The organism is Scytonema hankhaensis NUACC26 (genome assembly GCF_045865695.1).
In the GTDB taxonomy this organism is placed as follows: domain Bacteria; phylum Cyanobacteriota; class Cyanobacteriia; order Cyanobacteriales; family Nostocaceae; genus Scytonema.
Genome location: NZ_BAACAP010000188.1, coordinates 39,954 through 61,223, shown reverse-complemented (window position 1 = coordinate 61,223; position 21,270 = coordinate 39,954). Strand labels below are relative to the sequence as shown.

16 protein-coding genes and 1 pseudogene are annotated in these 21,270 nt (G+C 42.0%); 5 read left to right on the top strand and 12 right to left on the bottom strand.

Annotation, left to right across the window (positions count from 1 at the left end; translation table 11 throughout):
• On the top strand, positions 1-436 hold a 436-nt coding region (locus tag ACKTT2_RS19305), incomplete at its 5' end, for a tetratricopeptide repeat protein (RefSeq protein WP_407889844.1).
• Positions 437-497: 61 nt separating this feature from the next.
• Here the strand turns inward: ACKTT2_RS19305 and ACKTT2_RS19300 are convergent.
• Genes ACKTT2_RS19300 through ACKTT2_RS19290 form a run of 3 tightly spaced genes read right to left on the bottom strand, consistent with a single transcriptional unit; the run spans position 498 to position 3,625 of the window.
• Entirely contained in the window at positions 498-1,382 is an 885-nt protein-coding gene (locus tag ACKTT2_RS19300) for an urease accessory protein UreD (RefSeq protein ID WP_407889842.1), read from the bottom strand.
• A 7-nt stretch (positions 1,383-1,389) separates the two neighbouring features.
• Positions 1,390-2,712, bottom strand: a complete 1,323-nt coding sequence (locus ACKTT2_RS19295) for a photosystem II assembly protein (RefSeq protein WP_407889840.1) — start codon at positions 2,710-2,712, stop codon at positions 1,390-1,392.
• The gene (locus ACKTT2_RS19290; RefSeq protein WP_407889838.1) at positions 2,705-3,625 is read right to left on the bottom strand and encodes an SPL family radical SAM protein; all 921 of its coding nucleotides are present in this window, start codon (positions 3,623-3,625) and stop codon (positions 2,705-2,707) included. Before ACKTT2_RS19290 ends, ACKTT2_RS19295 begins: the two co-directional genes overlap by 8 nt.
• Before the next feature lie 60 nt (positions 3,626-3,685).
• Here ACKTT2_RS19290 and ACKTT2_RS19285 point away from each other — a divergent pair, with 60 nt between their 5' ends.
• Positions 3,686-3,889 (top strand): DUF6887 family protein, encoded by a 204-nt coding sequence (locus tag ACKTT2_RS19285; protein WP_407889836.1) that lies wholly within the window; start codon positions 3,686-3,688, stop codon positions 3,887-3,889.
• A 401-nt stretch (positions 3,890-4,290) separates the two neighbouring features.
• On the opposite strand, the gene prmA is transcribed toward ACKTT2_RS19285, so the two are convergent.
• Entirely contained in the window at positions 4,291-5,211 is a 921-nt protein-coding gene (gene prmA / locus ACKTT2_RS19280) for a 50S ribosomal protein L11 methyltransferase (protein WP_407889834.1), read from the bottom strand.
• 74 nt (positions 5,212-5,285) lie between these two features.
• Positions 5,286-6,866: a phosphoglycerate dehydrogenase gene (gene serA, locus ACKTT2_RS19275; protein ID WP_407889832.1), complete on the bottom strand. Its 1,581-nt coding sequence runs from the start codon at positions 6,864-6,866 to the stop codon at positions 5,286-5,288.
• Positions 6,867-7,160: 294 nt separating this feature from the next.
• On the opposite strand from serA, the gene ubiE reads away from it, so the two are divergent.
• Together ubiE and ACKTT2_RS19265 are read left to right on the top strand one after the other, a co-directional pair.
• The gene (gene ubiE / locus ACKTT2_RS19270; protein ID WP_407889830.1) at positions 7,161-7,853 is read left to right on the top strand and encodes a bifunctional demethylmenaquinone methyltransferase/2-methoxy-6-polyprenyl-1,4-benzoquinol methylase UbiE; all 693 of its coding nucleotides are present in this window, start codon (positions 7,161-7,163) and stop codon (positions 7,851-7,853) included.
• 120 nt (positions 7,854-7,973) lie between these two features.
• Positions 7,974-9,206 (top strand): DUF445 domain-containing protein, encoded by a 1,233-nt coding sequence (locus tag ACKTT2_RS19265; RefSeq protein WP_407889828.1) that lies wholly within the window; start codon positions 7,974-7,976, stop codon positions 9,204-9,206.
• Between the two features lie 550 nt (positions 9,207-9,756).
• On the opposite strand, the pseudogene ACKTT2_RS19260 reads toward ACKTT2_RS19265, so the two are convergent.
• The 7 genes and pseudogenes from ACKTT2_RS19260 to topA form a co-directional block, all read right to left on the bottom strand.
• Positions 9,757-10,518, bottom strand: a pseudogene (locus ACKTT2_RS19260) (Rpn family recombination-promoting nuclease/putative transposase).
• 116 nt (positions 10,519-10,634) lie between these two features.
• Positions 10,635-11,174 (bottom strand): LOG family protein, encoded by a 540-nt coding sequence (locus ACKTT2_RS19255; RefSeq protein ID WP_407889825.1) that lies wholly within the window; start codon positions 11,172-11,174, stop codon positions 10,635-10,637.
• A 506-nt stretch (positions 11,175-11,680) separates the two neighbouring features.
• Positions 11,681-14,191 carry an HD family phosphohydrolase gene (locus ACKTT2_RS19250; RefSeq protein ID WP_407889823.1) on the bottom strand — a complete coding sequence of 837 codons (2,511 nt, stop codon included), beginning with the start codon at positions 14,189-14,191 and terminating at the stop codon, positions 11,681-11,683.
• A gap of 191 nt (positions 14,192-14,382) precedes the next feature.
• Positions 14,383-15,327 (bottom strand): ADP-ribosylglycohydrolase family protein, encoded by a 945-nt coding sequence (locus ACKTT2_RS19245; RefSeq protein ID WP_407889821.1) that lies wholly within the window; start codon positions 15,325-15,327, stop codon positions 14,383-14,385.
• Between the two features lie 67 nt (positions 15,328-15,394).
• Complete coding sequence (aroQ, locus tag ACKTT2_RS19240; RefSeq protein ID WP_407889819.1) at positions 15,395-15,856, bottom strand: type II 3-dehydroquinate dehydratase; 462 nt, start codon at positions 15,854-15,856, stop codon at positions 15,395-15,397.
• A 12-nt stretch (positions 15,857-15,868) separates the two neighbouring features.
• Positions 15,869-16,006 (bottom strand): hypothetical protein, encoded by a 138-nt coding sequence (locus ACKTT2_RS19235; protein WP_407889817.1) that lies wholly within the window; start codon positions 16,004-16,006, stop codon positions 15,869-15,871.
• Between the two features lie 276 nt (positions 16,007-16,282).
• Positions 16,283-18,955: a type I DNA topoisomerase gene (gene topA / locus ACKTT2_RS19230; protein WP_407889815.1), complete on the bottom strand. Its 2,673-nt coding sequence runs from the start codon at positions 18,953-18,955 to the stop codon at positions 16,283-16,285.
• A gap of 503 nt (positions 18,956-19,458) precedes the next feature.
• Here topA and ACKTT2_RS19225 point away from each other — a divergent pair.
• Entirely contained in the window at positions 19,459-21,036 is a 1,578-nt protein-coding gene (locus tag ACKTT2_RS19225; RefSeq protein ID WP_407889813.1) for an NAD(P)H-quinone oxidoreductase subunit N, read from the top strand.
• The last annotated feature ends 234 nt before the right edge of the window (positions 21,037-21,270 follow it).

Genomic DNA, 21,270 nt, shown 5'->3' with positions numbered 1-21,270 from the left:
TTACAGCAATTTGAAAGACTACGACCGCGCCATTGCTGACTACAACCAAGCCCTCAAACTTTACCCTAACTACACTATCGCTTACATCAGCCGAGGGGTTGCTTACAGCAATTTGAAAGACTACGACCGCGCCATTGCTGACTACAACCAAGCTATTCAACTGAACCCCAACTACACTATCGCTTACAACAACCGAGGGTTGGCTTACAGCAATTTGAAAGACTACGACCGCGCCATTGCTGACTACAACCAAGCCCTCAAACTTTACCCTAACTACACTACTGCTTACAACAACCGAGGGTTGGCTTACAGCAATTTGAAAGACTACGATCGCGCCATTGCTGACTACAACCAAGCCCTCAAACTTTACCCTAACTACACTACCGCTTACAACAACCGAAAGATAGCTTATAAAAATAAGGTATCCCCTGAGTAATTCGCTACTGTGTACGCTTGACAAAAATTCTCTACTCTGCCCCCTCAACGCCTAGTAAGGTTCAAACAAACCAAACTCTTGGTACACAACCACCACGAGCTAACACAGATTGACGCAGCAATTGCCACACAGCCGTAAACCAGTTTCTCACCTCCGTTGTTCCAGAACCACGGTATCGACACAATAATCCACATGACAGACGAGTCACACCAGCTAGGGAATGGGGACTAGGGACTGGGGACTGGGAACTGGGGGATAAGAAAAGGGTACGTGCTTTTTGTACCAATTCTTGTGAAACTTCTTGCCCAATATATACCAGACTACCCGTTACTGGTTGCCCTGCCAATCCATGAGGGCTGTGAAAAACTTCCTCGCTACCTGGTAACCATTGCCTGTCAATCCATAGGGGAACTCCTTGTTGCCAAACTTCTGTATGCGATCGCCACTCTCCAAGGCAAAATTTTTCCCCTCTAGCACTCCTTCCAAATCGCGTGATTTCCCAACCTATCCAGCAAGCCTCCGTTGCTAATTCTACCCGCAAATCTTGTCGATATCTTACACCGTTAAAAACGATTGTTTCTTGGGGTAGCCATTCCAAACAAGCACCTGCATCTACTTGAATATCAATATTTTGTCTGGCTTGTGCGCCGTTACTTCGATAAATCTTACTAGCTGCTGCTGTTGTGATGAGTGCTTGGGCTTTGGGTTGGAGATGGATTTTGTATGAGAGGCGATCTCCACCTACAATACCCCCAGCCGTATGTAAGATAACACTATGACAAATTTCTTGTCCTTCTGGATAAAATGGGCGCTGTACCTTGAGTGGTGCTGTGTTTTGGTTGTGGATGAGTGCTGTTTTACCTTGGCGTTGAGCATACACCAAGTCTAGTTTGCCATGCCATCCATTTACAAATCGTGCCGTGGTTGGATAATTAGGTTGATTCACTAACGATTTATGCTTTTTTTGCCAAGATCATATAATCATCTAATACATAGTTTGACTCATACTTCTGACCGAAATGCTGCTGAAGTAGCGAAAACATATGCATTTGTTTGGGTAATTTTTCTTTAGCATATTTTATAAACTCCGCACCTCCTAGAGGAGTTCTCAAATCTGTTGATGTTAAATACTTATACCACACCAACTCTAAACCTAGCTCGTTTGTAAATTTTTTGACCAAGCTTTTTTCTTGCTCGTAATCTTCACTTTGTTTTGTTTGGTAAGCCTTAAATAACTTCTTATCTTGAATAATTAAAATTGCATAGCCTTCAGTCTTTAAGTTACTATAAATTATTTGATTGTAGGTACTTTTTGCTCGATTGTTTTTTTCAACATCGCTAAAAAAACAATGAGAAATGACTAGAAAATCAAAAAAATCCTGCGGTATATTGCTAGATGAAGCATTCCAAGTCAAGAGGTCATCCGTTACAAAACGAAAGTAAGCATTTACTGAAGTTTTTCGAGATTCTATATATCGTCTCCAAAACTGAAGACCCCGAAATTGGAAGGTATCTTGCTTTTCTAAAGAGTAGTAGGATATATGCATTGGTGGAATTTCAAAAAAACCGCTAGTGCTTTGGAGAAACAAAGCTAGACCATAAGCGACAGTTGCGGGACCTGCTGCAACATCTAGGATTTTAATGTTAGTTGGTAGTAAACCAGCTTCATATACGAAAAACCAAGCCAAGTAATTACAATAAACATTTTCTAAAAAATATTTCATAAAGTAAACGTGTGGAGTCAGACTCAAGTTATAATTTGGGTCTTGTCCATTTTTTAAGCAATTAATATCTTCCAAAGCATCTTCAAGTTTGATTAAGAGTTTATTTTCAGGGATTTTGCTAAACTCATCTCGGAGATATTCAACTAGTTGAACTTCAAAATCATCAAATATCCGTTCATCTAAACCAGTACATTGAATTTTGTTTTCATCGTGTTGTACGATTTGAAAAACTTTGTTGATATAAGTAAGAAACTCGCGATCGCAAGTTAATATATTGTGTTGTGTTTGGCTGAATTTTTCTTGTAACTCAGCTTTTTCTAACTTTTGTAATGCTTCGTTAAGTTTAGCGCTTAAATTTATCGTTTCCCTTTTAGATTGCTGTAAATAGCTTTCAGATTGAAGCTTATCTCTAAATAACTTTTCTTGCCATGATAATTTTACGCCTGATGCTTGGATTTCTTCTAAGAACTGCATGGCAAGACGCTTATTACCTTGTTGCAGAGCTAATTTAAACCTCTGACTTCTCCACCAATTAACAATTTTATTATTCATAACCAAATCCAACTTTACCTTCCTTAATTTCTATGCTAGGAAGTTGAAAAACTAATTTTTCCTTAAATCTCATATAGTTTATTTTCTCATTTTTGTACCACCAAGCGTATTTTTGCTTAATTTCTTCAGCTTCTTGGCGGGTGGAAGCCACAAGAGAACGACTATTGCTTGGGTGAAAATCTTGAATAACAACTCTATCTACAACATTGAGTTTGGAAATAAAACTATTTTCATCAACAGGTAAGGTAGGAAGTAGAGGGGTAATTGTGACAGAAATTTTAGGAACAAAACCTTTTAAAGGGTCAATATTTTGCTTAATTTTTAAAACGGCGTTTAGTCTAGCTTTAATACTAGGCGAACGGGGTTCAAAATCTTTTCTGACAGACTCACTTCCTGTAGGAATGCTCATATTAATCCGCAATCGTTTGAACCTTTGTAAGAGATCGATATCTCTGGTAATAATAGGGCTACGGGTTTGAATGACTAGCGTCGGACGGTATTCTAGCATAACTTCTAACAACCTACGAGTGAATTGATATTTAGACTCTATGGGTTGATAGGGATCGGTCACGCTACTCATGTAAATACTAGGAGGTTTATTAGGATTTTTCCGATACCATGCTTCTAGTTCTTTTTCTAAAATTCCAACAGAATTATCTTTAACAATGACCCAGTTTCCCCAATTTTGTCGCATTTCGGGATTGGGGCTAAAAGCAGCAGCATAACAGTAACTACACCCGTATTGACAACCTTTGTAAGGATTTAAGGTAAAATCATAAGCAGCAATAAAACCAGTTGGTTTATTGAGTAAGGATTTTGCATTCTGGGCATAAATATTAATATCACCAAATTTTTCTCGTACTAATTGTGTAGGATTGTTTATACAATATCCTTCATACCGCGCTTTCGGCATTTCTAGACCTGCTGTGATGTATTAATTTAATGATAGACTTACCTAAGGAGAAGTGTTTTAATGAGTCAAGTTGATTATGCTGCTATGTCAGATCGGGAACTGAAGCGGTACTTCCTTAAGCATCGTGAGGATGAAACTGCATTCCAAGCATATTTGGAGCGACGTAGAAGGAATGCTAAGGTTATTGCGAAAGTGGGAGATCCTGATTTCGACTCAAAAATTGAGGCTGCTATTCATCAAAAGCTACAAAACGCTCGAGATTAAAACTTCTTGTCCATCTTCATCTCGTTCAATGAGAACAGAAAATTCTCGCTTACTAACAACCATAGCTAAACATCCTACTTTACAGCTATTTTAAGATTAATATAGCCTTTCCTAATCTGCTGAGACATAGATTTTATCCGCGTCCATCTGCTACAGGCTGCGGTTAATTATTTCTTAGAGTACCTCAAGAAAGTGGGAATCGCTATAGCACATCTTGTGAGGCGAGCATCCTCGTCCGCCTTTTGGAATGTACGGGCGGGGACGCCCGTACCACAAGAGCATGGTATTTGTACCACAAGAGCATGGTATTTGTACCACAAGAGCATGGTATTTGTACCACAAGAGCATGGTATTGTTTATTTACTTAAATAATACTTTAAAAAATTACTTTCAATATAATCTTAAGAACGCCGCACGTTTAAGCAACACCATTCTTTGCGCTTCCAAAGAGTAGCTACAACCCAACCATGTTTCTCCAAAACATCAGCAACAGCTTTAGATTGCTCGAGTAGAATTCCACTGAAAATTCCCCACGTACTGGGTTTAACGATCGCACTAAACTCTGGTGTCAAACTAATAATAACGTCTGCCAAAATATTACAAACAATACCATCTACACGTTGTGGAACTAGTTTTGTTAAAACATCCACACTCCCTTCCGCTACGATTAAACTTTCTTCGCTCACACCATTCATAGCGCGATTTTCTAAAGTCGATTTAACTGCTAAGGGATCGGTATCCACTGCATAAGCTTTCTTTGCTCCTAGTAACAGCGCTCCTATAGAAAGGATACCGGAACCACAACCAACATCCGCAATGACCACATCTTCTTTTGCCTGCTCTTGACTCGTGAAAGATTGAGGCAGACTGCTCAACCGCATTTCTAAAGATTCCAAACATAACTGAGTTGTCGCATGATTTCCCGTACCAAATGCTACGCCAGGATCTAAAAGAATGATCGACCGCTCGGAATTTTCCGGTACTGGTATCCATGCAGGATTGATTAAAATGCGATCGCCAATTTCCTGTGGTTGCCAATATTGCTTCCAACTACTTGCCCAATCCTGCTCGTCAATCAACTCCCAATTCACTACAGGTATGGGAAGCTCCATACAAAGAGCATCTTGTCGCAACCACAGCGACAAAGCAGCTAAATCCAGAAGATGCGCTTGGAACTGAGGCAAATAACTACGTACTAAAGAATAGCTCCCTTTGTGTTCGCTAGCCGTTCCACGACAACCAAAATTTTCCAATCGCCAAAAGATAGACTCTTCTAGCGTCGGTTCGCATTGAATTTGTACTTCCCACCAAGTGTTTGCCATACTATACGAGAGATTGGGTACTAGAGACTGGGGACTAGGTACGCAATGCCCAATCCCTAATCCCCAATCCCTTTTTAAAGTGTTACCGTATATGCATCCCGAATTCCAGGGACTTTGGTAATTTCAGACAAAATCCCATCGGGTAGGGGGTCATCAAGGCTAAGAACCATGACAGCATCACCGCGAACGATTTTGCGACCTACCTGCATACTGGCAATATTGACATTAAAACTGCCTAATAGGGAACCCAGTTTGCCAATAATCCCTGGCATATCTCGGTGCAGGGTGAACAACATATGTTGACTGGGGGGGACGTTAATCGGGAAATCATCCAAGTTGGTGAGTCTGATTTCTCCATCACCTAACAAAGCACCAGTCACAGAATGAGTACCCAGAGAACCAGTCGCTTCTAGATGCAAAGAGCCAGCGTAATCTTGTACCGCCGCATCTCGCGTTTCAATCACGCGGATTCCCCGCTCTTTTGCCTCAATACTAGCATTTACGTAATTTACCCGTTCTCTTAGTGCTTTGTAAAGCAATCCTTTCAAGGATGCCACAACTAATGGCTGGCTTCTGTTGGTTGCGAGTTCGCCTTGGAGTCGGATATTGAGCAATTCCACCCGTCCGCCAGCTAACTGTCCCACCAGGTTCCCCAAGGTTTCTGCCAGCTGCATATAGGGTTTGAGTTCTTCTATGACATCAGGATTGAGTCCGGGGATATTCACGGCTGAACGTGCGGGTAGCCCTAACAACACATCCCGAATTTGTTCGGCAACGTCTATCGCCACATTCACTTGTGCTTCTGTTGTAGAAGCGCCCAAATGGGGGGTTAGAACTATTTCTTTGCCTAATGCTTTTAAGGATGATTCACCCAAGGGTTCCTTCTCAAATACATCTAGTGCGGCACCAGAGATTTTACCCTCTTTAATAGCAGCAGCTAAAGCTTCTTCATCAATGATGCCACCACGAGCGCAGTTAATAATGCGAGCGCTAGGTTTCATTTTTGACAATCTTTCAGTGTTGATTAGATGGGTGGTTTCTGGTGTTTTAGGTATGTGCAGGGTAATATAATCTGCTTGCTGCAATAACAAATCTAGCTCTACTAATTGACAGCCAATTTGTTCTGCCCTTTCAGCAGAGATGAAGGGGTCATAAGCTAGCAGCTTCATTCCCATTGCTTTGGCAACAGCCGCAACATGGGAACCAATTTTGCCTAAACCTACAATACCTAAAGTTTTCTTGTAAACTTCAGCACCAACAAAAGTTTTGCGATCCCATTCTCCGTGTTTTACCGAAGCATTAGCATCAGGAATGTGTCGGGACAAGGATAACATCATCGCTAGTGCGTGTTCTGCAGCAGCGATCGTATTTCCTTCAGGAGAATTGACGACTACAATTCCTTTTCGCGTAGCTGCAGGGACATCAACATTGTCAACACCAACACCAGCACGACCAATGATTTTTAACTGGGTGCCTGCTTCAATAATTTCTTGCGTGACACGGGTTCCAGAGCGAATCATGAGTGCATCGTATTCACCAATGATTTCTATGAGTTCCTCGGGTTTTAACCCTGTTTTAACATCTACTGTGGCAACTTGGGATAGGATATCAACCCCAACTTGATCGATTGGATCGGAGACAAGAACCTTAGACATGATTGCTTATTGTAAAGCTATAGGTATTCCTTGAAGACGGACTTTCAGTTTAAACTGAAAAGAAGATTGTTTTTACTCAAATAATTAAGGTTTCCATGCTCCTAGAGGTTTTTAGATGATGGTACTAGAAGGTTAGTTGTCCTCATACTGTGAAGCATTTCCTCCCACATTGAAACATGGCTGACTTTTTTGCCACTCACTCGGTACTATAAACCATCAATAGTGCGAAAACCTATATCCAAAACCTATAAATTTGTGAAAATTTCTTAGAGATGAACTCTTGAGCATTGACAAATGACCAATAATGACATTCGTACTATTTTTGACCGGATTGCTCCTGTTTACGATCGCCTTAATGACTGGTTGAGTTTGGGACAGCATCGCATTTGGAAAGACATGACGGTGAAATGGAGTGGAGCTAAACCGGGGGATACAAGTCTTGACTTGTGTTGTGGGAGTGGAGATTTATCTTTTGTGCTTGCAAGGCGGGTGGGAAAGACGGGGCAAGTCTTTGGGGTAGACTTTTCTTCAGAATTGTTAGAAGTAGCAAAATCTCGCGCTCAAAGTCAGTCTTCTCGTCCCATAACTTGGGTAGAAGCTGATGTTTTAGATTTACCTTTTGAAGATAACTACTTTGATGCCGCAACAATGGGTTATGGATTAAGAAATGTAACAAATATTCCTCAGAGCTTAAAAGAAATACATCGCGTCCTGAAAAAAGGTGCAAAAGCAGCGATTTTAGACTTTCACCGTCCGAGCAATCCTCAAATGCGGGCTTTTCAGCAATGGTATTTGGACAATCTTGTGGTTCCTATAGCAAGCCACCTGGGAGTTAAGGACGAATACGCTTATATTAGTCCTAGCCTTGACCGATTTCCCACAGGAGCAGAACAAGTGGAGATTGGTCGTCAAGTTGGTTTTACATATGTCACACACTACTCTCTTATGAACGGTATGATGGGAGTGTTAGTGCTTATGAAAAGTTAGTTGTTAGTTGTTAGTTGTTAGTTGTTAGTTAGTCACTACCAACCAACAACTAATAACCAATGAGTGGTTAGCGATCGCTAGCTAATAACTACTAACTACTAACTAATAACTAGTAACTAAATGGATTGGTCTCATCTTTGGCTTTATATTTCTCCCCCTGTTGCAGGTGGAATTATTGGCTATTTTACTAACGACATAGCCATCAAAATGCTGTTTCGTCCTTACCGAGCAATTTACATCGGTGGACGAAGAGTTCCATTTACCCCTGGATTAATTCCTCGCAACCAAGAACGGCTTGCTAAGAATATCTCCAACACAATTATGGGGTCGCTGCTGACTCCAGAGGAGTTGCAAAATCTGGCGCGACGATTGTTGCAACCCGAACGGGTACAAGGTGCAATTCTTTGGCTGCTGCGCTTAGCACTTGACCAAATCAAATCCGATCGCGAGCAAAAAACAGCTAAGATTTTGTCAGGAATATTGCGAGATTTGCTAGGAGAATCTTTACCACGCCTGCTTAAGGTACTAGCACGGCGAGAAGACTTTTTGGAAGCGCAAATTAATCAAATTTTTGACCAGATCTTACTGGAATTTCAATTAACTGACGAACAAGCAACTCGTCTCGCTGATTGGCTGCTACAAGTGGTTATTCCTCCAGATATCTTGCGACAAGCGGTGATTGACTTTCTGACAGATCGCACCATTCAAGCCATAGATGAAAGCTTTCGCGAGAAAACTAGCGGGACTTATTGGGTGGTAGCAAATCTATTTGGCTTGCGGAATACTCTTAGCCGTTTGCGGACTTACTGCTTGGATGAAAAAGATGCTACCAATGCTCGTTTGCAGGAATTGATGCGAGAACTACAAGTGCGCGATCGCCTCAAGAAATTTTTACAAAACTTATCATTACAAAACTTGCCAGTCGGTACGGTGCGACAATTACGAAAAACGACACGCGATAGTGTTCGCCATTATTTACAAACAAGAGGTAGCGATTTACTCCAAGGATTAAGTGGCTCTGTGGATTGGGAGCATATAGCTATGTTATTAGTTAACCGCCTCAGCAGTTCATCTGTTGTAAATGCTTCCTTAGAAGTTGCCAGTAAGGAACTCGCTCTGATTTTAGAGAGGTATTTGGAACGAGATTTAGAAGTTATAGTGGCTCAGACAATACCCATTTTGTCAATTGACCAAGTGATTGTTGACCGAGTAAAGTCTACGTCTCCTGCTGATTTGGAAGCGGCAATTGAAGGAATTGTCAAAAATGAATTGCAAGCAATTGTCAATTTAGGTGGTGTTTTGGGCTTTGTTGTAGGGTTATTTCAGACAGTACTTTTATTGTTTAGTCAATGAACGCGATTGGGGATTGGGGATTGGAGATTGGGGACTAGGAAAGAAAGAGTTATTTTCTTTTTCTTATTACTCGTAGTTATCACGCTTGTGCTGCGCTATTGTGAGAAGATAGCGCAACTACAAACAGAAAAAATTCATCTCAAAGCTTACCTCTTTCTGAGATTAATTCAATTGCGTTCGCGAAGCGGCTACTTTGCAGCATCGCAAAGACTCTACCTCTTCAAGAGATAATCCTGTAAATTTGACGACATTTTCAGGTGTGATGCTATGTCTCAGTAAATTAACAGCAACTCGCCGAACTCCCTCTTTGATACCTTCGGCATAACCTTTGGCATAACCTTTGGTTCTAGCTTCATCTTAAATGTCTTGATAAATAACAGATTCTTTCATGATTTTCTTTTTCAGTACTTTTTTAATCAACCCCTTATCCAATACTAAACTTGTTGTCAATTATTATCTCTAGATATTTGGCTTGTAGCGGCGCTATTGTCAAAAGATAGCGCAACTACAAACAGAAAAAATTCATCTCAAAGCTTGTCTCTTTCTGCGATTACTTCAATTGCGATTGCAAAGACTGTACTTCTTCGAGAGTTAAGCCTGTAAATTTGACGACATCTTCAGGCTTGATGCCGTTTCTTAGTAAATTGACAGCAACTCGCCGCACCCCCTCTTCGATACCTTCATCCCAGATATCTTGATAAATGACAGATTCTTTCATAATTTCCTTTTTCAGTACTTTTTTAATTAACCCCTTATCCAATACTAAACCAGCTAAGATAGCTGCTGCTGCTGCCACATTGCTTTGTTGTCGTCGGTCATCAATCCTGTCTATTTCTCTTGCCACTTGCTTGAGTGTCGCTTCGCGCCCGCCTTCGTCTGCTTGACATAACACTGCCAACGGTAATAAATCTACATACTGTGACAACACTTCTTTTGGTTATTCCCAAAGACGAATGACGTTGAATTCATGGAGAGTGCCAGGAATCGAAAACGTGTTTTTATAAACCTCTTCTGAGTCTGTCTGTTTCAAGTAAATGACCACTTGATACATCCGCTTTTGAGGAAAGCGACGATACCCTCGCACTCGGTAATCTATCATGCGAAATGGTATCTCTTTATCCGGGTTTGTTTGGAACTCCAAATGAAGTATCACCTCTGGCGACTCTAATAGAATTAGTGCATCGGCACGAATTGGTTCGAGAGAGAGTTCGTTTGGACTTAACTCGGTTAAAGCAATTGGTTCTCCAATGAGCCAAGAAGCAAAGTCAGTGGAGAAAGTTTCTGCTAGGAATTTACAAACGTTATCAAACATTCCCACATGTTACCACCTTCAATCCCAATTGCTACTTCTTTATAATCTTTTATCGAAGTAAATTTTGAGCATTAGGGTTTGACTTCTTTCCCCCTCCACTTCTCTACATTTTGAGGTTAATAATCTGCTAGCATATCCAGTAATTTTTCTGGTTCTGATGCTTCTAAAAATAAAGCACGATGGATAGGTCGTAAAAATTCTTCAGTCACTGCTTTATTAAAAAAGGCTAGCAAAGAATCGTAATAACCATTTATATTCAGCACGCCACAAGGCTTTTTATGCAATCCTAATTGCGACCACGTTAAGATTTCACAAAACTCTTCGAGAGTTCCCAGCCCTCCAGGAAGTGCTACAAAAGCATCGGCAATCTGTGACATCATGGTTTTACGTTCGTGCATGGAATTGACAATATGAAGCTGTGTAATTCTATCGTGAGCAATTTCTTTGGCGACCATAAATTCTGGAATAACACCGATAACTTCTCCTCCTGCTGCAAGAGTGGCATCAGCGATCGCACCCATTAGTCCTACTTTAGCACCCCCGTAAACTAAACCTAGCTGTCGTTTTGCTAACAATTCACCTAACTGTTGGGCGGCTTGTTTGTAAGTAGGTTGTGCTCCTCTTCTAGAAGCACAAAATACACAAATGTATTTCACGTTTTGCTTTGCCTCTTTAAAACAACGTAAGTTCAATAGACCTTACTCTCTTCTTGAAAATAGGGAGTAGGGAGTGGGGAGTAGGGAACTTGAGGTTCCCTCTAGAGATAAGGGAAGAGGGATTTTCACGTTAAAACAGCAATATCATATCACAAAGCGCACTAACTTTTCTTTGACAAAGTAGAAAACAAGAATGAACTGAATATCGGCAAAATTCAAGGAAATTTTTTTAATCCAAAATTTATAGCGGTTTTCAGTTGAATGAAGTACAGATTTAGAGGTCATTTATCAAGTAAATCTTAAATCGCCAAATGTATTGTGTGGGTTGGATAGAACTCAACGATCCCAATAATTCGATAAAATGTTGGGTTTCGTTCCTCAACCCAACCTACTGTATAAATCGTCTCTTATCTGCGTCCGTCTGCGTTCATCTGCGGTTACACAACTTTTTTTATGTATTGTACCCAATTGAAAACCGCTATAAAATCTTAAATTCCAAATAGGTCTTATTTCGATTTAGGATAAGCAATGCGTTTGTGGTGAAATTGTTGCCAAACTTGTAGGAAAATTTCCGCAATTTGAGACATTTCTTCTCGTGTTAATCCTGATGCTTCTAGTTGTTTGTCTTGCCACTTTGCTCGAAGTACATTGTTGAGCATGACTAAAGCTTGTTCTGGGGAAACTTCTTTGAGCGATCGCAAAGCGGCTTCGCAAGAATCTGCTAGCATGACTATACCTGTTTCCCTAGATTGAGGGATGGGACCTTCGTAACGAAAATCAGCTTCGTCTACTGTTAAATTGGGGTCTGCTTGCGCCATTTGTTGCGCTTGGTGATAGAAATAAGCAATGTGCATTGTTCCTTGATGTTCTGGAATAAATGCTTGAATTAGTGAAGGTAAACTATGTTTTCTTGCTATCACTAACCCTTCACTTACGTGCTTTTTAATAATTTCTGCACTTCTCCAAGGGTCTTTGACTTCTGTATCGTGTTTGTTGGGACCTCCCATTTGATTTTCAATAAATGCCATGGGGTCGTGCATTTTCCCAATATCGTGATACAGTGCTCCGGCTCTAACAAGCTCGACATTACATTTCAAAGATTTGGCAGCTGCTTCGGCAAGAGTAGCAACCAGTAGCGTGTGTTGAAAAGTCCCTGGTGTTTCAGTAGCCAGTTTTTTCAACAAAGGACGGTTGGGGTTGGCTAATTCTGATAAGCGGATTGAAGTCACTAGATCGAAGAATTTTTCTAAGTACGGGCTTAACCCCAATGCCACAATACTCCAAGCTAAACTGGATAAGGCAAACAATACAGCATTTTGGACGACTGTATAATATGGAAAAACACCTAATGCCGCACTCAGTAGTAATCTAAGAATTAGATAAACACCACCCTGAGTTAATGCGATCGCCACACTTAAAAGCGCTAGTTCCTCACGAGAATGGAGCTTTTGCGCCATGCAACTGCCTAAAATCCCTGCTGCTGTTCCTGCTAAAAGACTTGCTTTACTAATATCTAAACTTATTGGTAGCACTATCGACAGTAGCCCTATGACTGCAATTCCCAAAGAAGGTCCGTAAAAGCTACCCAATAATAAACCTACAGCACTCCAAGTTGTGTGTGGCGTACCTAGAGTTATTGCTAATGGTGTACTGAGAGTGAGAAGTAATATAAGCAAGCGATCGCTTTGCCTTAGTTTACATCGACTTCGACGTTCCAAAAGAGCAAAAAAGCCAACTGCTGCAGTTACCACAATTCCGAGTTGTATCAATCCTTGCCAGTTAATCTCCCGACGGATGAGGCGATAATGCTCCAAAACTTCAAAATCTAATGCAGTAATTTTTTCTCCTTTGCGAACAATTAACTCCCCTTTTCGCACAGTTACCATTACAGGTTTAACACCAGCCGCCGCTTTTGCTGCTATCAGTTGCGTTCGTAGTTTATCAGTTTGTAGATTGGGTTTTAACACTGATAACAGAAGTTTGACAGCTAAAGGTTCGGCTTCTTTGGGTACTAAAGTCTGTACGTGTAAAGTGACTGCATCTTTAATAATGTAAGGAGGAAGCCCAGGGGGTATGCCTTGGGTAAGAATTCTTTGTGAAGTTTGCTGAATTCCTACTTGTGTCTTTGCCCAAGCATCATCTGAGAGGTTAAGAAAGGATGTTGCATTGTAGGCTGTTTCGGGTTTAGCTCCTATCAAGTCTGAAAGTTTTGTATTGGCTTGGGCATACCCTTGACGGACTTTGACAATTTGAGCAATGAGAGAAGATAGGTTTTGCTCTGAAGTTGATAAATAGTAGGTTTCTAATTCTTGCGCGGCTTGGGCAAAGTCAGGATTGCGGAACAAATTGTTAGCTTTTAAATCCTCTGTTTCCAGGTTATGATTATCTTTATTTAATAGCCCTTGCTTGTGCTTTTTAGCGTTGTTTATCGCAAGTAGTAGCGCTTGCCATTCCCAATGAGAACACGATCGCACGTAACGTTGGGTTGATACGGATAAAATAAAAGTATCAAAAAATGGAAAACTTCCTAGAGATGAGCGAATGCTGTTGCCTTCACTCAAAACTTGTTGTAAATTTTGTTGAATTTCTTCACTAATTTGTGGGTTCACCATCAAAACTGGCGCTGAACTTGTAGTTGCTGCTTGGCGCTGTTCTTCTGTTTTTTTCTTGTCTTCAATTCTGGCTTCTTCGGGTGCTCTGATGGTCTGTAGTGCGGTAGCCCCGATTTGTAACTGAGGTTGATTATATAATTTTTGTCCTAAAACTCCTGTCAGGGATAAAACCGCGATCGCAAACAAAACAGGGGAATGTTTGCCATTAAAACAACTTAAAATAATTGTATAAACCTTGCGATCGCGTTTAACCGTTTTTTTCTTTAAATTTACAGAGCTTAACTTTTGGTGTTTGTCTGTCTCACTTTCATCTAACATATAAGACTGATGGCGTAACTCTTTGTACTGTTGCCGCCATTCAACCAATTTCTGGGTCACTGACAGAAAAAATTGCTGCGTTTTCATTTGCTATGACCGCAGTTCCTTACGTTATTAGATTAAAACCAGACCATCCAGATCGGAAACACATTTCAAGCAGATTTATCACAATGGCTCCCAAGGAATTACGATTTTGGTTTTTCGGTTAGGGATTAAATACTAACGTATTATCCCTATATTAATATGCACATTACAGTAAAAAAATTATGGAAATAGCATTAGCGCAGCCGGATGACGCGAGGCGCTGCTATTGCTTGTGAGGACGAACAGTAACTCGACCCCACTAAACTCTTTTCTTCCCCAAACTTATTTGAATTACGAGCAATATCATACACTCCTGACCACACCGCCATAAGTGTGTTTGTTAATCTTAACATATTGTAGGAACTAGTTATTTCCCACTTTTGAGGTAAGTTTGAATCTAAGAGTGAAATTTGCCAAGTCATGGGAATACCTGTTGTGCTGTTATATGCTCCTGATAACGCACCCGTTAGTAAGGCGATCGTTTTTGAGTAACGATTCAACCTCTGTGCTCGTAAAATTGAAAGCCGAAAGTCTTCTATAGTACTAAGAAAACAGTACAATGCCATAGCTATGGCGCTTCCTGGCTTTTCTGCTCTGGTTAACTCAGCTTGTGCGCTGTCCAACCCCGCTCCACTATCTATTAAAGTTTTAACTTTTAATAATTGTTGTGGCAAACTCGTTGATGTTTCTCCCAGAAAGGAAATTGTTTGGGGTATGAGGGTAGCTTGAGTCAGCTTTTCTGTGAGCGATTGAGCGAGCGCGTAACTTACCGCTAGCATTCCGTCTCTTATAATTGCATCGACTTGCCAAAATTCTGAAATCGCCATTAAGTTTTGGCGCAACTTTATTAAATTTTCATGAAAAAATAGCACCACTGGTAAAACGGCGGGAATCACCAACAAATTATCCGCCAGTTGTATCCTTTGCTCTTGCTTGCACCTGGTGTCGCTCTCTTCTAGACGCGAGATTGCTATCAAACTTTCGGTATAAGAGGTTGCTATTTGACTCCAATGCGAAAAATTTTCCGAATGCACGAATGCATCCTCAGAAAAATCTTTATTATTCTTTAAAGCTATGTTTTCCCCAATAATTGCCCCTAAGAAAACCCCATGACAGCGATTTAGAAGTGAATAACGCATAAAACAATTATGAATTGTGAATTATGAATGCTAAATGATTTACCATTCATAATTCATCATTTATAATTCATAATTTCCTTATATGGTCAGCTAACGCTTGTAAACCCAGCGTATAGCTTCTTACACCAAATCCGCTAATTTGCCCAATAACAACTGGAGCTATATACGAGTGATGGCGGAACTCTTCCCGGCGGTAGATGTTACTCAGATGCACCTCCACTGTCGGTAAATCAACAGCAGCGATCGCATCTCTCAAAGCCACACTTGTATGGGTGTATGCGCCAGCATTAATCAAAATTCCATGATATTGCCCCTGTGCTTCATGAATAGCATCTACTAAAGCACCTTCATGGTTTGATTGTCTTGGATAAATTTTTGCTTGCACTTTTTCACCTTCATCCTCCAACATCCGATTAATTTCGGTTAGTGTCAGCGAACCATAAATTCCTGGCTCTCGCTGTCCGAGGAGATTCAGGTTAGGGCCGTGCAATACTAGAATACTCAGGACGGTAGATGACAAGCCTTGCACCTTGTGTTATTGTTATCTACGGCGCGAGCGATCGTCTACTGGAATTGGAATCAATTCCGGCTCTGGCTCTGCAGCTGGGCCTAAAAGGGCTTCTATCAACTTTTGTGCCAGTTCCCTAAGTTTTTCTAGCAGATTTTCTATATAATCCATTGAACTGAACGCTCCTAAGCTACTCATTCAATATGTTTATTATTACACGGAGAAACTGGAGTATCTTTGCCCTTTTGGCTGATAGATAAGTTTCTCCCATACCTATCTAATTAGGTATGCGCCATCTTAGGATGTAGCCTGTATTTTACGTACTCGACGCCCCGATTTTTGGCTGTGTTGCTATTTTATCAGAAAAATTTGGTTGGTGGTTAAACAGTGACCACCTGACCACCTGACCAGTGACCACCTGACCAGTGACCACCTGACCAGTGACCACTAACTAGCTTTCTTTGTTTTTTTGCCAGAGGTGGTTGAGGACTTGGTAGAAGACTTAGAACCAGAAGTGGTTGATTTACTTGTGGTTTTGCGAGTAGATTTTCCAGATTTTCCAGTTGAAGCTTTGGCTGCTAATAGCTCTAAGGCAGAAGCTAGGGACATATCCTCTACTGATTGTCCTTCTGGGATTCGCACATTGGTTTTACCGTGCTTAATATATAGCCCGTAAGGACCTTTGTAGATATTGACTGGTTCGCCATCTTCTGGATGAGAACCCAATTCCTTTTCGGCTGCTTTAGATTTGCTACCTGAAGAACTACGCCCCTTTTTGGGTTCTGATAGTAATTCCAATGCACGTTCTAACGTTATTGTCAAGACATTATCACCAGCTTTTAGGGAGCGATATTCCTTCTCCCCAGTTTGATTGTGAACGACATAAGGTCCAAACCGTCCTAGGTTCGCTTGGATTTCTGCTCCAGTGGCTGGATGCGGTCCTAATTTTCGGGGTAGAGCTAATAAACCAATCGCTACTTCCAGGGTAATATTTTCGGATGTCACTCCTTTGGGTAGGGATGCTTGTTTTGGTTTGGGGTTTTCTTCCGATTTGTCCCCCAACTGAACGTAAGGTCCGTAGGGTCCAATTTTCAGGTAAATGGGTTCGCCTGTTTCTGGATGAGTTCCTATTTCGTCGGGACCGACAATTTTTTGTCGCAGGATTGTTTCTACTTTTTGCGGATCGAGGTCGGCGGGAGTCAAGTCTTTGGGAATTGAGGCTGTAACGACCTCTTCTCCATTTTCTTTTTCTATGTAAGCACCGTACTTTCCAATCCGAACTTTGACATCTAAATTTTCTAGTTCTACTGTTCGGGCTGAATTGGCATCAATTTGGTTTTCTTTTTCCTTAACCTGGGTGTCCAAACCTTTGTCTCCCAAGTAGAACGATCGCAGGTAAGGTAGCCATTGCGCCTCACCTGTTGCAATGTCATCCAATGTTTGCTCCATTTTGGAGGTAAAGCTTGGATCGACGACATCGGGGAAGTACTTTTCGAGCAACTCCGTTACGGCAAAAGCAGTAAAAGTAGGGACAAGGGCATTACTCACCAACTGAGCGTATCCTTTATCAATAATTGTACCAATGATGCTGGCATAAGTACTGGGACGCCCAATTCCTTCGCTTTCTAAAGTTTTTACTAAGGTTGCTTCAGTATATCTAGCGGGTGGTTGAGTTTCATGCCCAACGGCTTCTAATTCTTGGCAGTTTGGGCTATCTCCGACTTTTAAATTCGGTAGAATAACTTCTTGGTCTTCGAGGGCTGCTTCTGGATCGTCAGAACCTTCAACGTAAGCGCGGAGGTAACCTGGAAAATCGATGCGTTTGCCAGAAGAACGGAAACCCGCATCTTCGACTAGTAACTGCACGACGATTTGGGTTTGGCGAGAATCTGCCATTTGGGAAGCAACTGTACGCTTCCAAATCAAGTCATATAACTGTAATTCTCGACCGCTTAGACCCGTTTCTTGGGGGGTACGGAAGGTGCTACCCGCCGGACGAATGGCTTCGTGTGCTTCTTGTGCTCCTTTGGATTTTGTCGTGTACTGTCGGGGTTGAGGGCTGAGGTATTCTTTTCCGTACCTTGTTTCCACGCATTGACGAGCAGCAGCAATGGCTTGGTCTGATAAATGTACTGAGTCTGTACGCATATAGGTGATGTAACCTTGCTCGTACAAACTTTGGGCTGTCCGCATGGTATCTCGTGCTGAAATACGGTATTTGCGGTTGGCTTCTTGCTGTAGGGTGGAGGTGGTGAATGGTGGTGAGGGTTTGCGGGTTACGGGGCGTTCTTCTACCTCTGTGACTTTCCAGGTTTTTTCTAGCAGTCTTTCTCTGAGGGTTTCGGCTTGGGCTTGGTTGAGCAGAACGACATTGCGATCGCTTGCAATTGTTCCTGTGGCTGCATCGAAGTCACTGCCATTGGCTACCTTAACCCCTCCTAGTGTAATGAGTTGAGAGGCAAATGCTGCTCCTGATGTTGAAGCAGGGGGGGTTAACGTTGCTTTTAAATCCCAGTAAGAACCTTGACGGAAAGCACGGCGCTGACGTTCTTTTTTCACCAATAGCCGCACCGCTACAGATTGTACTCGCCCTGCTGACAGTCCCCAAGCAATTTTTTTCCACAGCAAGGGAGACAGAGTATAACCTACTAACCTGTCCAATATCCGTCGCGTTTCTTGAGCGCGAACGAGTTGTTCGTCAATATGGCGGCAATTTTTTAAAGCTTTTTTAATGGCGTCTTGAGTGATTTCATGAAACACCATCCGCTTTGTAGGAACCTTGGGCTTGAGCAATTGGTATAAGTGCCAACTAATGCTTTCACCTTCCCGGTCTTCGTCTGTTGCCAGAATCAGTTCATCTACGTCTTTGAGAGCGTCTTTAAGTTGAGTAACAACTTTCTTCTTATCTTTAGGGATAACATAGAGCGGCTCAAAGTCGGCGTCTACATTTACCCCGAGTTGCGCCCATGCTTCCCCCTTGACGTTAGCGGGAATATCACTAGCTGATTGGGGTAGGTCGCGCACGTGTCCCATCGACGCTTCCACCAGGTAATCGGCGGGAAGGTAATTGCGAATGGTACGAGCTTTGGTCGGAGATTCGACGATGACGAGAGTTGACATGGAAATTACAAAAAAAGAATAGCTGTTCGCTTAAATAATCAATTGAAAGAAATTATGAAGAGCGTATCGGTCTAACTTAAACCATTAGCTCTGGGATTATGCATCTAATCCTGACACAAACCGTCTTTGGAAGTGAAATTTCAGACCTGCTTGCTGGCAAAGCCGATCCCAAGGGGAGAGGCTAGTTTGCATGGGGTTTGAATTTCCAGTTATTTTAATCTTTAACTTACAATTGGCGTTTTTGACGAGTGCTGTTTTCAAAATCCCCCTCAAGGTTCTACATAAGCCTATTGCCAGTACGGGGTGCTGACAAGGAACAAGCACAAATTGTACGAGAAAGATAGCACATTTTATCTGTCTGTTGAAACTTAAACATAATTTAACTTAATGATAGCCATAGCCAATTCGCACGAGCTAATAACTGTTGGTGCAACGATAGCAATGATTCAATAGAATGAACACAGTAGGATCTGAACGTCTCATAACCAAAACCTACATAGCTCATGGATTTTGCTAATCTTGCCTCCCAGTTAAATGCTGGAACCATTTTGCCAGAGGGAATTGTCATTCTAACCCTCTTAGGGGTTTTGATTGTTGACTTGATTGTAGGGCGGACATCCTCGCGCTCGATTGGATATCTTGCGATCGCGGGTTTGTTTGCTTCTATAGTCGCCCTGTATTTCCAATGGGACAACACAGATCCCAGTTCCTTTCTTGGTGCTTTTAATAGCGACGACCTCAGCATCGTCTTTCGCGGTATCATCGCTTTGTCTGCTGCGGTAACGATTTTGATGTCGATTCGCTATGTCGAACAAAGCGGTACTGCTTTAGCGGAGTTCATAGCGATTTTGCTAACCGCTACCCTCGGAGGAATGTTTTTATCAGGGGCTAGCGAGCTAGTGATGATTTTCATCGCCCTAGAAACCCTAAGTATTTCCTCTTATTTGCTCACAGGCTATACAAAGCGAGACCCCCGTTCTAATGAAGCAGCACTTAAATATCTGTTGATTGGCGCTTCCAGTACGGCAGTATTTTTGTACGGGGTTTCGCTGTTGTATGGCTTATCCGGCGGACAAACACAATTGAATGCGATCGCTAATGGAATTGCTACCTACGGATTCGGTCAATCTCTAGGCTTAGTCATTTCCCTGGTATTTGTTATTGCAGGAGTTGGTTTCAAAATTTCAGCCGCCCCCTTCCACCAGTGGACGCCGGACGTATATGAAGGCGCACCCACTCCAGTAATTGCTTTCTTATCGGTTGGTTCTAAAGCTGCTGGATTTGCCCTAGCTATCCGCCTACTAACAACCGCCTTCCCCTTAGTGACCGAAGAGTGGAAGTTTGTCTTCACAGCCCTCGCCGTTTTAAGCATGATTTTGGGTAACGTAGTCGCTCTAGCCCAAACCAGCATGAAACGGATGTTGGCTTATTCTTCCATTGCTCAAGCCGGATTCGTCATGATTGGCTTGGTAGCAGGTACTGAGGCGGGATACGCCAGTATGATTTTCTACCTGTTTGTCTACCTGTTCATGAATTTATGCGGTTTCATCTGCGTAATTCTCTTCTCTTTAAGAACAGGAACAGACCAAATCGTAGAATACTCTGGTTTGTACCAGAAAGACCCACTCCTGACTTTAGGATTGAGTATAGCCCTACTATCATTAGGTGGTATTCCACCTCTCGCCGGATTTTTCGGGAAAATCTACTTATTCTGGGCTGGTTGGCAAGCCGGAGAGTACGGTTTAGTCTTACTTGGCTTAATCACAACCGTAGTTTCCATCTACTATTATATCCGTGTTGTCAGGATGATGGTAGTTAAGGAACCTCATGAGATGTCTGACGCTGTTAAGAATTATCCAGACGTGCGTTGGAATTTACCTGGTTACAGACCAATGCAGGTAGGATTAATTGCAACATTAATCGCCACTTCCGTTATTGGAATTTTATCAAATCCCATCTTCACATTGGCTAACAATTCGGTTGCAAATACTCCTATTTTGCAATCAATTACACATCCAACTGTGAAAGCGGAAATTCCCCCTACCTCAGTAGAAGAAAATTCCATCAGTCTCAACCGTTAATTTTGTTGACACTTAAGTGGATCTAGATCCCCTTATGGTCTTGTGGAACGGGCGTCCCGCCCGTTTTATGCAGGCTTTTCGGCCCGCCCCACAAAAGCGGAAATTCTCCCTAGCTCAGTAGAAGAAAATTCCATCAGGCAGTGCCCACCAAAGCGCAAATGGTGGGCACTGCCCACCCTACGTGTTTGGGTAATATAGCTGGCGGTTCGGGAGTAAAACGGGCGGGACGCCCCG

What these genes read in the sequence shown, in the direction of transcription:
- ACKTT2_RS19290 (WP_407889838.1), bottom strand. Translation starts at nt 3,625, where the DNA reads ATGCCGAAAGCGCGGTATGAAGGATATTGTATAAACAATCCTACACAA.
- serA (WP_407889832.1), bottom strand. Translation starts at nt 6,866, where the DNA reads ATGTCTAAGGTTCTTGTCTCCGATCCAATCGATCAAGTTGGGGTTGAT.
- ACKTT2_RS19295 (WP_407889840.1), bottom strand. Translation starts at nt 2,712, where the DNA reads ATGAATAATAAAATTGTTAATTGGTGGAGAAGTCAGAGGTTTAAATTA.
- topA (WP_407889815.1), bottom strand. Translation starts at nt 18,955, where the DNA reads ATGTCAACTCTCGTCATCGTCGAATCTCCGACCAAAGCTCGTACCATT.
- ACKTT2_RS19285 (WP_407889836.1), top strand. Translation starts at nt 3,686, where the DNA reads ATGAGTCAAGTTGATTATGCTGCTATGTCAGATCGGGAACTGAAGCGG.
- ACKTT2_RS19245 (WP_407889821.1), bottom strand. Translation starts at nt 15,327, where the DNA reads ATGCGTTATTCACTTCTAAATCGCTGTCATGGGGTTTTCTTAGGGGCA.
- ACKTT2_RS19265 (WP_407889828.1), top strand. Translation starts at nt 7,974, where the DNA reads ATGGATTGGTCTCATCTTTGGCTTTATATTTCTCCCCCTGTTGCAGGT.
- ACKTT2_RS19225 (WP_407889813.1), top strand. Translation starts at nt 19,459, where the DNA reads ATGGATTTTGCTAATCTTGCCTCCCAGTTAAATGCTGGAACCATTTTG.
- prmA (WP_407889834.1), bottom strand. Translation starts at nt 5,211, where the DNA reads ATGGCAAACACTTGGTGGGAAGTACAAATTCAATGCGAACCGACGCTA.
- ACKTT2_RS19235 (WP_407889817.1), bottom strand. Translation starts at nt 16,006, where the DNA reads ATGGATTATATAGAAAATCTGCTAGAAAAACTTAGGGAACTGGCACAA.
- ubiE (WP_407889830.1), top strand. Translation starts at nt 7,161, where the DNA reads ATGACCAATAATGACATTCGTACTATTTTTGACCGGATTGCTCCTGTT.
- ACKTT2_RS19250 (WP_407889823.1), bottom strand. Translation starts at nt 14,191, where the DNA reads ATGAAAACGCAGCAATTTTTTCTGTCAGTGACCCAGAAATTGGTTGAA.